General features: G+C 68.3%; 12 protein-coding genes. 2 read left to right on the top strand and 10 right to left on the bottom strand.

The genetic code is table 11. From position 1 onward, the window contains the following. Positions 1-778, top strand: a 778-nt coding sequence (locus tag AC1DU6_RS09935) for a glutamate-5-semialdehyde dehydrogenase (RefSeq protein ID WP_477856964.1), incomplete at its 5' end; no start/stop codon positions are given. Positions 779-781: 3 nt separating this feature from the next. Then, positions 782-1,141 carry a hypothetical protein gene (locus AC1DU6_RS09930; RefSeq protein WP_477856962.1) on the top strand — a complete coding sequence of 120 codons (360 nt, stop codon included), beginning with the start codon at positions 782-784 and terminating at the stop codon, positions 1,139-1,141. Positions 1,142-1,610: 469 nt separating this feature from the next. On the opposite strand, the gene AC1DU6_RS09925 is transcribed toward AC1DU6_RS09930, so the two are convergent. From AC1DU6_RS09925 to AC1DU6_RS09880, 10 genes are all read right to left on the bottom strand, one after another. Then, entirely contained in the window at positions 1,611-3,200 is a 1,590-nt protein-coding gene (locus AC1DU6_RS09925; RefSeq protein ID WP_477856960.1) for a mucoidy inhibitor MuiA family protein, read from the bottom strand. 87 nt (positions 3,201-3,287) lie between these two features. Beyond that, positions 3,288-4,343: an adenosine deaminase gene (locus tag AC1DU6_RS09920; RefSeq protein WP_457323338.1), complete on the bottom strand. Its 1,056-nt coding sequence runs from the start codon at positions 4,341-4,343 to the stop codon at positions 3,288-3,290. A 135-nt stretch (positions 4,344-4,478) separates the two neighbouring features. Beyond that, a complete protein-coding gene (locus tag AC1DU6_RS09915) occupies positions 4,479-5,615 on the bottom strand; it encodes a BMP family ABC transporter substrate-binding protein (protein ID WP_477856958.1) in 1,137 nt (378 codons plus the stop codon). Positions 5,616-5,653: 38 nt separating this feature from the next. Next, complete coding sequence (locus tag AC1DU6_RS09910) at positions 5,654-6,574, bottom strand: ABC transporter permease (protein WP_477856956.1); 921 nt, start codon at positions 6,572-6,574, stop codon at positions 5,654-5,656. Beyond that, entirely contained in the window at positions 6,571-7,650 is a 1,080-nt protein-coding gene (locus AC1DU6_RS09905; RefSeq protein WP_477856954.1) for an ABC transporter permease, read from the bottom strand. Before AC1DU6_RS09905 ends, AC1DU6_RS09910 begins: the two co-directional genes overlap by 4 nt. Further along, positions 7,637-9,160 (bottom strand): ABC transporter ATP-binding protein, encoded by a 1,524-nt coding sequence (locus AC1DU6_RS09900; protein ID WP_477856952.1) that lies wholly within the window; start codon positions 9,158-9,160, stop codon positions 7,637-7,639. The genes AC1DU6_RS09905 and AC1DU6_RS09900 overlap by 14 nt, the downstream gene beginning before the upstream one ends. 19 nt (positions 9,161-9,179) lie before the next feature. After that, the gene (locus AC1DU6_RS09895; RefSeq protein WP_477856950.1) at positions 9,180-10,034 is read right to left on the bottom strand and encodes an outer envelope protein; all 855 of its coding nucleotides are present in this window, start codon (positions 10,032-10,034) and stop codon (positions 9,180-9,182) included. A gap of 138 nt (positions 10,035-10,172) precedes the next feature. After that, positions 10,173-10,865: a GntR family transcriptional regulator gene (locus tag AC1DU6_RS09890; protein WP_056205664.1), complete on the bottom strand. Its 693-nt coding sequence runs from the start codon at positions 10,863-10,865 to the stop codon at positions 10,173-10,175. Further along, positions 10,862-11,299, bottom strand: a complete 438-nt coding sequence (gene hpxZ / locus AC1DU6_RS09885) for an oxalurate catabolism protein HpxZ (protein WP_477856948.1) — start codon at positions 11,297-11,299, stop codon at positions 10,862-10,864. The genes AC1DU6_RS09890 and hpxZ overlap by 4 nt, the downstream gene beginning before the upstream one ends. Beyond that, on the bottom strand, positions 11,299-11,618 hold a 320-nt coding region (locus AC1DU6_RS09880; RefSeq protein ID WP_477856946.1), incomplete at its 5' end, for an allophanate hydrolase-related protein. The genes AC1DU6_RS09880 and hpxZ, both read right to left, overlap by 1 nt.

Here is an 11,618-nt window from a genome sequence, read left to right as displayed (position 1 = left end):
GGCCGAGCTGGTGGCCGCATCACTGGAGGAAGCCGGGCTGCCGCGCGCGGCCGTGCAGCTCGTCAACACGACGGACCGCGCCGCCGTGGGACTGTTGATCAGCTCGCCGCAATGGGTGGACGTCATCATTCCGCGCGGCGGCAAGGGGCTGATCGAGCGAATCTCTGCCGAGGCCAAGGTGCCCGTCATCAAGCATCTGGACGGCAACTGCCACAGCTATGTCGACGCCGAGGTCGACCTGGAGCAGGCCCTCAAGGTCGTCGACAACGCCAAGACGCAGAAGTACAGCCCCTGCAACGCGACCGAGTCGCTGCTGGTGCATGCGGCCCAGGCGCCAGCCTTCCTGCCGCGAATCGCGGCCATCTTCAAGGCCAAGGGCGTGGAGATGCGCGGCTGCCTGCGGACTTTGGCTTTGGTGCCTGGTGCGGTGCCGGCGACGGAGGAAGACTGGTCCACCGAATACCTCGCCCCCATCATCAGCATCAAGGTGGTCGATTCACTTGACGAAGCCATTGCCCACATCAATCGCTATGGCTCGCATCACACGGATGCGATCCTGACGACAAATCATCCCAACGCGATGCGATTCCTGCGCGAGGTGGATTCGGCCAGCGTGATGGTCAATGCCAGCACGCGCTTTGCGGATGGCTTTGAGTATGGGCTGGGTGCCGAGATCGGCATCTCCACCGACAAGTTCCACGCTCGCGGGCCGGTGGGGCTGGAGGGGCTGACTTCGATGAAGTGGGTGGTGTTGGGGCAGGGTGAGGTGAGGGGTTGAACAATGACTTCACCGGCCTTTGCACAGATCTGCGTCCAAGTTCAGCCGAACCGCGCGCCCGGATTCGACGTCAACCGGTTGATTGCGGCTGGCGAAGCGTTGGCGAGGAGCATCAAAGGTTGCCGGGGCTTTGACGCCTCGCAAGGCGAAGATGACGGTGCTTACGCCAACCTGATCTTCGTCACGCAGAACCCAGCTGACTCATGGCCCGAACTCCGAGTGGCGCTGCTCGATTCGGCCGAGTTCGGCACGGCGCTCAAGCAGTCCTGCATGTGCCTTTGCACCGGTAGCGACGGTTGGAACGACTGTCTGCTGCTCTATCACTTTGATCCCAAAGAGGCGCTGGACGAGCTGCTCGGTTAATGCAAGGCGTTTGGCACGCCGGTCGCCTGTTTCGATCCGACGGTTGGCCTCCGCGTGAGGCCCATGCCGGGAGTTCTGCCTTTCCGCTTGCAAGCGGAAAGGCCTTCGCCAGGCACAAGACAGTCCGCAGTGGACTGTCTTGTGTCCGGGCTCAGCCCCGGCGGGCGACCTTCTTTTTGAGCGACCAAAAAGAAGGCAAAAAGTCGCCCCCGATCCGCCCGCCCCTCCGCTGCGCTGCGGGGTTCCCTGCGCTGCTCAGGCCTTGAGGGGCCGCGCAAAACTCGCGCCGCTACGCTCTGCTCAAACAGTTGCGCGGAGTCAGTTCTTGAAGTGCGCTGCGCGCACGCCCCCAAGGCCCTGCGCTGCTCGGCGGGCTCAAAGGGGGGTGATTGAACAGCCCGGTGGCGGCCTGCTTTCGGGTTTGGCTGTTGCGGCTGCAGGGGAGAGCTTTTTGCCTACCCCGAACCGCTCAACGCAACCCCGTCACCTGCGCCTCCTTCGGCGCACTGATCACATAGTCCGCCATGAACCGCTGGCTGGCTCCCGCCGCCAGCGGCTGCTCCCACATCACCAGCCCTGCCTGCTTGCGCCACGCCTGAGTCGTCGGCGCGGGGCTGAACTGAGACTGCACCTTGATGTCCTCGTGTTGCGACACGGGGGAGGCCTCGACGAGCTGCAGGGTCACCGTGCCCGCCGTGTGGCGGTTCTCGACGACATAGGCGCGGCCATAGCGGTGCTCCGCTCGCGTGCTGATGAAGCCCGTGTTGCCGGCATTGCGCTGCTCGGGCTCAACCAGCACGCGCAGCGCGTCGTCGCGGCCGAAGGGCAGCTCCAGGCGCTCGTCGCCGCTGGCGATATTGAACAGGGTGCTGCCCACCAGCGCGCCGTCGCGCACCAGTTGCACGGCGCCGCGTGGCCAGGCGCCGGCGGGTTTGGCGGCGTCGGCCACGAGATAGGCGGCAGCCTCGCTTTGCGGCTGCACGCGGGCCAGCACCTTGGCCTGCAGCTTCTCGCTGCCGAGCGTCAGGCTGGCGCGCTGCGTGCCGCTGTCGACGTTGACGCGCAGCGGCAGCACGAATTCGGTCGCGTAGCTGCCCTCGAACACCCCGAGGTCGAAGCGCTCCAGCTTGCCTGCCGCCTCTTCGGCGGTGGCCCGGCTGACGAGGGTGGCCCGTTGGCCTGTCACGACCACCGATTCGGCAACTGACATCGCGGGTGCCGGCACGCGGGCGGTCGCCAGGTCGAGCTGCCAAGGCCGGGGCGAGCCGGGCCCGACCTTCTGAGCCACCTGCGCCGTTGTCAGCCGCAGCTTCACGTTCTTCCAGTCCTCGCCGCTTTGCTGCGACACCTGGGCCAGGCGCTCCAGATTCAGCGCGCTCGTGGTCGTGTCGAGCAGTGCGCGGTAGCTCGGCGCCCAGCCGGCTTGCGTCACGCGGTAGTTCAGCTTCAGCTCGGCCTCGCGCGCGGTCGACAGCCGCAGGCGCAGGCTGCGCCATTGCGGGTTGGCGGCGGCCACGCCGTCTCGCTCGGACTTGAGCGGGGCGAGCTGCTTGTCCAGGTCTTCCAACTGGCGGCGGATGGCGGCCTGGCGCAGCAGGCCCTCCAACGCAGTCTTGCGGATCGTGTCTGCCGTCGCGCCGATGCCTGTGGCCGGTGTGGCCCGCGCCTCGCCAGCGCCCAGGGCCTTGAGGTAGCCGAGGCCGGTGTCCAGTGCGCTTGACTCGGCGGTCAGCGTGTCACGCTGGCCCTCCAGCTTGCGGACCTGCTCGTCCAGCGGGCTTTGCGCGCACTCGGGCACGCGCTCGCGCGGCAGCGTCTCCAGTTGCACCGGCCCGAGGTTGACGCTGGCGGGCGCGTCGATCTGCAGCGAGTCAGGGTCGAAGCGGGCCGACAGGCAGTTCAGCACCAGCTCGCGCGCGCCGGCCGCGACGGTGGCCAGCCGCGTGACCTGGGCGCCGCCCGGGTAGACGAGGACTTCGTCGATGTGTGATGCCGGTGCGGCTGCCAGTACGCTGCCAGCCCCCAGGGCGGTGGCCAGGCTGAAAACGGTCGATTTCATGTTGTTGCTCCCCAGGCGAAGGCGCCCACGCGGCGCGGAAGTTACCACCTGGTGAGTCAGGCCGCGGCGAACCGCAGTGGGCGGCTCCTAGACCACCGCCCGCGCGAACTCGGCGTTCAGCGCCGCCACCCAGGGGGCGCGGGCCGGCGGTGGCAGGAAGCTCGCTTCGAGGCTGTTGCGCAGCAGCTGATAAGCCTCGCGCGCGCCCCATTGAGGCAGAGCGTCGAACAGCGCCGACAGGTTCTTGTTGAGGTAGCCGCCGAAGTAGGCCGGATCGTCGGAGTTGATGGTCACGGCCAGGCCGGCGGCCAGCAGTTGGGGCAGCGGGTGCATGGCCAGGTCGGGCACGACGCAGAGCTTGACGTTGGACAGCGGGCAGACCGTCAGCGGCATGCGCTCAAGCGCAAGGCGGTGCATCAGCGCCGGGCTCTCTATGGCCCGCACGCCGTGGTCGATGCGCTCCACGCGCAGCAGGTCCAGGGCCTCTTCGATGTAGGTCGGTGGCCCCTCCTCGCCGGCATGGGCCACGCGGTGCAGGCCCAGTTCTGCGCAGCGCACGAACACGCGCGTGAACTTGCTGGGTGGGTTGCCGCGCTCCGAGCTGTCCAGCCCGACGCCGATGAAATGCGCGCGGTAGGGCAGGGCTTGTTCCAGCGTGGCGAAGGCGTCGGCCTCGCTCAGGTGGCGCAGGAAGCACAGGATGAGCGCGGCGCTGACGCCCAGCTTTTCGCGCGCATCGGTGCAGGCGCGCGACAGGCCCTGGATGACCGTGCCCATGGGCACGCCGCGCGCGGTGTGCGTCTGCGGATCGAAGAACAGCTCGGCATGGACGACGTGGTCGCGGGCCGCCTTCTCGAAGTAGGCCCAGGCCATGTCGTAGAAGTCCTGCTCGTGCAGCAGCACGCTGGCCCCGGCGTAGTAGATGTCCAGGAAGCTCTGCAGGTCGGTGAAGGCATAGGCCGCGCGCAGCGCCTCCACGCTGGCATAAGGCAGCGCCACGCCATTGCGCGCCGCCAGCGCAAAGATCAGCTCGGGCTCCAGCGAGCCCTCGATGTGGATGTGCAGCTCGGCCTTGGGGGCGCGAGCCAGCAGCCCGGGGAGGGCCGAGCGGGGGATTCGGTCGAAGTCGATTTCAGTACTCATGGCCGTAGTGTCTTTGTGGGCCGAGCGCCGGGCCGTTCCCAAGCCGGCCCGTCTGGCGATGTGCTTGCGGCTCAATGCCGCAAGCATCGCCGTCCCCTCGGGGGACCGGCCAAGGTACTCCTTGGCCGAGGGGCTTCATTTCGCGCCAGGGACTTTGCCTTCGACACCTTTGACGAAGAACTTGATGCCGCCCAGGAAGGCATCATCAGCGACGGCATCCTTGGCCAGCACTTCCTTGCCGGTGTTGTCGACCAGCGGGCCCTTCCAGATCGAGAAGCTGCCGTCCTTGAGGCCGGCCTTGACCTGCTCGACCTTGGCCTTGGCCTCGGCCGGCACGTCGTCGGCGAGGGAGACGATGTCGATGGCGCCTTCCTTCACGCCCCACCAGGCCTTGCCGGTGGCCCACTTGCCGTCCAGCGCGTCGCGCGTGGCCTTGATGTAGTACGGCGCCCAGTTGATGACGGCCGAAGCCAGGTGGGCCTTGGGGCCGTAGGCCTTCATGTCGGAGTCCCAGCCGAAGGCGCGCTTGCCCTTTTCCTCGGCGGTCTTGAGCACCGCGGCGGAGTCGGTGTTCTGCATCAGCACGTCGGCGCCGCCGTTGATCAGCGCGGTGGCGGCCTCGGTTTCCTTCGGCGGGTCGAACCACTCGTTGACCCAGACCACCTTGGTCTTGATCTTGGGGTTCACGCTCTGCGCGCCCAGCGTGAAGCTGTTGATGTTGCGGATGACCTCGGGGATGGGGATGGAGCCGACCACGCCCAGGGTGTTGGTCTTGGTCATGGACCCGGCGATGACGCCGGCCAGGTAGGCGCCCTCGTAGGTGCGGCTGTCGTAGGTGCGCAGGTTCTCGGCCGTCTTGTAGCCGGTGGCGTGCTCGAACTTCACGTCCTTGTGCTCGGCCGCGACCTTGAGCATGGGTTCCATGTAGCCGAAGGTGGTGCCGAACACCAGCTTGTTGCCCTGGCCCACCAGGTCGTTGAAGACGCGTTCGGCGTCGGCGGCCTCGGGCACTTTCTCGACGAAGCTGGTGGCGATCTTGTCGCCGAACTCCTTCTCCAACGCCTTGCGGGCGTTGTCGTGCGCAAACGTCCAGCCGCCGTCACCCACCGGGCCGACGTAGGCGAAGGCGATCTTCAGCGGCTCGGGTTTGGCGACGGCGGCGGACGCGGGCGTCGCGGCGGCGGGGGGCTCTTCCTTCTTGGAGCAGCCCGCGAGTGCGGCGGCGGCCAGTGCGGCAAGCGCGAAGGTCCGGCGGGTGGCAAGGGRTGTCATGCGTTTCTCCTGAGGGGTGAGCGGTTGAGACAGGGAATTCAATGGCCGGGTTTGAAAGGCTTGCCAAGCGACGCCGGCATGTTGGCCTTGATCCAGGCCGGGTTGCGCGAGATCAGCACCAGCACGGCGATGGTGGCGAGGTAGGGCAGCATGCTCAGCCAGTGGCTGGAGATGGCGATGCCCTCGCTCTGCAGGTGGAACTGCAGCATCGTCACGCCGCCGAACAGGTAGGCCCCGAGCAGCACGCGGGCCGGCCGCCAGGTGGCGAAGGTGGTCAGCGCCAGTGCGATCCAGCCCTTGCCGGCCACCATGCCCTCCACCCACAGCGGCGTGTAGATGAGGGACAGGTAGGCGCCGGCCAGGCCGCACAGCGCGCCGCCGGCGGCCACGGCGGCGAGGCGGATGCGCCGCACCGGGTAGCCCAGCGCATGGGCCGACTCGGGCGACTCGCCCACCGCGCGCAGCACTAGGCCGGCCCGCGTGCGGTACAGGAAGAAATGCATCGCCACGGCCAGCGCCATGGCCAGGTAGACGACCGGGTGGTGCTCGAACAGCGCCTTGCCCAGCACCGGCAAATCGGCCAGGCCGGGTAGGGCCCAGTGCGTGCGCTCGGCCAGCCGTTGCTGCGTGTACTCGATGCCGACGAAGGCTGAGAAGCCGGCGCCGAACAGGCTCAGCGCCAGGCCGGTGGCGTATTGGTTGGTGTTGAGCCAGATCACCAGCAGCCCGAGAAAAAGCGACAGCACCGCGCCCGCGCCCATGCCGGCCAGGAAGCCGAGCAGGTCCGAGCCGGTGTGCACCGCGGTGGCAAAGCCGGCGATGGCCGCCACCAGCATCAGCCCCTCGGCGCCCAGGTTGACGATGCCGGCCCGCTCGTTGATCAGCAGGCCCAGGCCGGCGATGGCCAGCACCGTGCCGGCGCTCAGCGTGGCGGCAATGAGCAAGGCAATCTCGTTCATGCCGCCGCCCTCGCCTTGACCGCCGCCACCCAGCGCATGCGGTACTGCAAGCCGTGGTCGCAGGCCAGCAGCGTGAATAGCAATACGCCCTGGAAGACGCTGGTCAGCGCCTTGGGCAGGCCCATGCGGCTCTGAGCCAGCTCGCCGCCGATGTAGAACATGCTCATCAGCACCGACGAGAACACGATGCCCACCGGATGCAGCCGGCCGACGAAGGCCACGATGATGGCCGCGAAGCCATAGCCCACCGGCACATAGGGCGTCAGCTGCCCCAGCGGCCCGGCCACCTCGAAGGCGCCTGCCAGCCCCGCCATGCCACCGGAGAGCAGCAGCGCCGTCCACAGCGCGCTGCGCGACGAGAAGCCGGCATAGCGCGCGGCGGCCGGGGCAATGCCGCCGACCGTCAACGCATAGCCGCGGTAGGTGCGGAACTGGAACACCGCGAAGGCCGCCACGGCCAGCAGCGCGATGACCACGCCCACGTTCATGCGCAACCCGTTCACCAGGCGCGGCAGCCGCGTCGAGGCCGCGAACAGCACGGTCTGCGGGAAGTTGTAGCCATCCGGGTCCTTCCAGGGCCCGTAGACGAGGTAGTTCAGCAGCAGCGTGGCCACATAGACCAGCATCAGGCTGACCAGGATCTCGTTGGTGTTGAAGCGGTCGCGCAGCAACGCCACGACGCCGGCCCACAACATGCCGCCCGCGACACCACCCAGCAGCACCGGCACGACGAACCAGGCGGAGGTGCCGGGCCCGGCCTGCATGGCCACCCAGCCCGCGCCCAGAGCGCCAAGCACGAACTGGCCCTCGGCGCCGATGTTCCAGATGTTGGCGCGAAAGCACACCGCCAGGCCCAGCGCGATCAGTGCCAGCGGCACGGCCTTGACGCTGAGTTCCGACAGTGCCCGGCCATTCTTCAGCGGCTCGACGAAGAACAGCCGCAACGCCTGCAGCGGGTCCTTGCCCAGGGCCGTGAACAGCAGCACGCCGATGACCACGGTGAGCGCCAGCGCCAGTAGCGGCGCGGCCACGGCCAGCAGCATGGAGGTTTGCGTGCGCGGCTCAAGCCTGAGCATGGACCGGCTCCTCCGCGGTCGCGGGCCACAGCCCCGACATCCATTCGCCGATCTGCTCGCGCGTGGCCTGGGGCGTGGGCACCGACGGCGACAGCCGGCCGTCGGCGATGACGTGCAGCCGGTCGCAGATCTCGAACAACTCGTCCAGCTCCTCGCTGAACACCAGCAGCGCGCAGCCCTGGTTGCGCAGCCGCAGCAGCTCGCCGCGGATCTGCGCGGCGGCGCCCACGTCCACGCCCCAGGTCGGCTGGGCAATGATCAGCAGCTTCGGCTGCGCGTCGATCTCGCGGCCGACGATGAACTTCTGCAGGTTGCCGCCCGACAGCGTGCGGGCCATCGCGTCCGGCCCCGAGGCCTTGACGCGGAAGCCCTCGATCAATTTGGCCGCCAGCCTGCGCGCCTGGGCGATGCGTATCCAGCCACCCCGGCCCACCGCCTCGGTGCGCGTCAGCAGCGTGTTCATGGCCAGCGACAGCGTCGGTACCGCGCCGCGGCCCAAGCGCTCCTCGGGCACGAAGTGCAGCCCGGCGGCGCGGCGCCGGCCCGGCGTGGCGCGGGCGATGTCCTGGTCGAAGAGCTGGATGGTCCCTGCCGCCGCGCGCGGGTCCTCGCCTGACAGCGCCGCGAGCAGCTGCTGYTGGCCGTTGCCCGACACGCCGGCCACGCCGACGATTTCGCCGGCGCAGACGTCGAAGGCGATGTCCTTGAGCGTGACGCCGAAAGGGTCGAGCTGCTCAAGGCCAAGTTCAGCCACGCGCAGCACGTGTGCGCCGCGCTGGCCTTCGCGGGCGGTGAGCACCGGCGCATCGGCGCCAATCATCAGCCGCGACAGGCTGGCGTTGGTTTCCTTGCGCGGGTCGACCTCGCCCACCACGCGGCCGCCGCGCAGCACCGTGCAGTGGTCGCACAGCGAGCGGATCTCGTGCAGCTTGTGGCTGATGTAGAGGATGGAGCAGCCCTCGCCGCTCAGCTTGCGCAGCGTCACGAACAGGCTTTCGACGGCCTGCGGCGTCAGCACCGAGGTGGGCTCGTCCAGGATCAGCAGCTGCGGCCGCGTCAGCAGCGCACGCACGATCTCGACGCGCTGGCGCTCGCCGACGCTGAGCGTGTGCACCGGGCGGGCCGGGTCCACATGCAGGCCGTACTGCGCCGACACCACCCGCGTCTGCTCGGCCACCTCGGCCAGCGAGCCCGACTTGTCCAGCCCCAGCCAGATGTTCTCGGCGGCGGTGAGTGTGTCGAACAGCGAGAAGTGCTGGTAGACCATGCTGATGCCCAGCGCGCGGGCCTGCGCCGGGCTGGCCACCTCGACCTCGCGGCCGTTCCAGGCGATCTGCCCGGCGTCCGGCTTGGTGGCGCCGTAAATGATCTTCATCAGCGTCGACTTGCCCGCGCCGTTCTCGCCGAGAACGGCGTGGATCTGCCCCGGCGCCACCTTGAGATGGATGTCGTCGTTGGCCCGAACGCCGGGGTATTGCTTGGTGATGCCGATCAATTCAAGGCGAGACATGCCGGACGTCGCGGGAACTTCAGAAGTGGTATTCCGCGCGGATCATCGGCGTCTTTGCGAATGCGCCGCTGCCGGCCGGACCCTTGTACGGGTTGCCGAACTTGTTGCGCCAGTACTGGTACTCCAGCCCCACCTTGAACTTGTTCGGCGTCGCGCCGGTGGCGGCGCCCACGTCGTACATGATCTGGCCGTCGAAGTTGGTCTCGGGGCCTGTTGCGCCGCCGAACTCGTCCGTGCCCTTGCTGGCGATGTAGTTGGCAAAGCCTTCGAAGGCCAGGGGCAGCTTGCCCAGCGGGATGCTCCAGGCCGCCGTCAGCATCACATGGCTCTTGTAGTCGTAGCGCGGCGTCGCCGTGCTGCTGAACTTGTTGTACGGCGCGTTGCTTTCCTTCAGCAGCAGCAGGCTGACGTTGAGGAAGCCAGGCACGTCCATCATCAACGTGGGGCCGAGCACGAGCATCTGCTTGCGCGAGTTGTAGCCAGCATCCACCTTCACGTTGGCATCGAAACCGGCGGTGAGACCCACGCCACGGACGGGGCCGAAGGCGATGGGGCTGCCGGTGATCTTGCCGAAGTCCAGCGTGTGGCGATAGACGATGTAAACCTCGCTGGCGCCGCTGCCGGAGTTGGGGCTGGACGGGTCCTTCTTGTCGGACAGCAGCAGGTCGACGTTGAAGAAGTTGGTGCCGTAGGCGTAGCCGCTGGCATGGTTGAGGTCGAGGATGTTCTTGTGGATGTCGTTCGTGCCGAAGGGCTCGGCGAACTTGGTGCCGTAGCGATAGCCGATGGAGGTGTCGGCCCAGTCGGCGGCCTGGGCGGCGCCGGCGGCGAAGGCGGCGAGGGCGGTGCAAAGCAGGCGTGCGGTGGGTTTCAAGGCAAAGCTCCTAGGGGGTGGATGAAGAACGCGTGAATTGACTCTTGGCGGCCGGCATCGCCATGGCCGCTCGCACGAACCGGCATGGCAGGCTCATGCAATTCATGTGCCATTCGCATGCCCAGGAGCCGCGTGGCATCAGCTGCTCCGCCTGGCGCGGTAAAGCATGTCGAGCGTGATGTGCCGCACTTCGAGCTTGCTCTGCTGGATGTGGGCGCGCAGCAGGCGCTGGGCTTCGTCGGTGCGCCGCCGCGTGATGGTGCGCAGGATGCGGGCATGCTCGTCGTAGGTTGCATCCACGCGCGCGGGTTTGGTGAAGTCCAGCCGCCGGATGATGCGGATGCGTTCGGTGATTTCCCTGTGCACGCGGACCATCTCGCGATTGCCGCTGCCCTGCACCAACAGCGCATGGAAGCGCTCGTCCAGCGCGCCGACCTCTGCCGCGTCGGCCAGCCGCTCGGCAGGCGGCACCATCCAGATGTCGGCCAGTTGCTGCAGCTCGGGCCGTTGCTCGTGCTCGCAGAGGTGGCGTGCGGCCTCGCACTCGATGAGGGTGCGCAGGTCATAGAGCTCGTCCATCACGTCGAAGTCCAGCGGCGCCACCTGCCAGCCCAGGCGCGGCAGCAGCTGCAGGAAGCCCTCGCGCTCCAGCCGCTGCAGGGCGGCGCGCAGCGGCGTGCGGCTGACGACGACGCGCTGCGCCAACTCGGTCTCGGAGACGCGGTCGCCAGGCATCAGCGCAAAGTCAAAGATCATCTGCTTGAGCCGTACATAGGCCTGGTCGGCCAGGCTCGGGGCTTCGGCGGGCGGGGTGGGGGCGGGCTGGGTCACGGCAAGGTCGCGAGAGTCTCGGGCTCCACGATTGTTGGTGTGCCGCAGGCGAAGGGAATCATGCTGACGTGGGCCGCCACGATGCGCCAGCCCTCGGGCAGCCGCACCCAGGTCTGCGTCTGGAAGCCGCGCAGCGGCGTGTCGCTGCGCACGAACTCGACCTGCGCCACCGCCATGTCGGGACCGAAGGCGTGCAGGCGCAGGTGCTCCAGCCGCCGCGTGAAGGCCGGCGCGGGCGTGGCGGCGCGGTAGGCCTCCAGCTCGGCGATGCCCCATTGCCGGTCGGCGATGCCGTAGCGCGTGACGCGCGCGTCCTGCCAGAAGAAGGCGTTGAGCGCGGCCACGTCATTGCCCATCAGCGCCTGCTCGTAGGCGTCGAACACGGCGCGCAGCTCGGCCAGCACGGCCGGTTCGTCGACGTGGCGCGGGTCCATCATGGCGCGGCAAGGAAGGCGCGCCAGCCGCCGTGATGGCTGATGTCGGGTGCGCCCAGCAGCGCGGCGCCTTCGCAGATGAAGCCCTTGACCCAGCGKCCGTCGGCCAGCTCCAGATTGCCGAGACCCAGCGGCGGCGGGATCAGCGCGAGCAGCGAGCCGACGCTGGCCACCGGCAGTTCGTAGACCTCGACCTCAATGGCGTGGCCGGCCTCGCCTTCAGGCACACGGGCCAGGCCGGGCTTGGGCGGTACGGTGCCTGGCAGTGCGTGCAGGCGGTAGCGCGGCGCCGTTTGCGTGCGGGCCTGCAGCCGCGCGC

It is taken from the genome of Roseateles sp. P5_B10, assembly GCF_056400485.1.
Note: the sequence above shows the minus strand (reverse complement) of the source record. Positions and strands in the feature narration are given on the sequence as shown.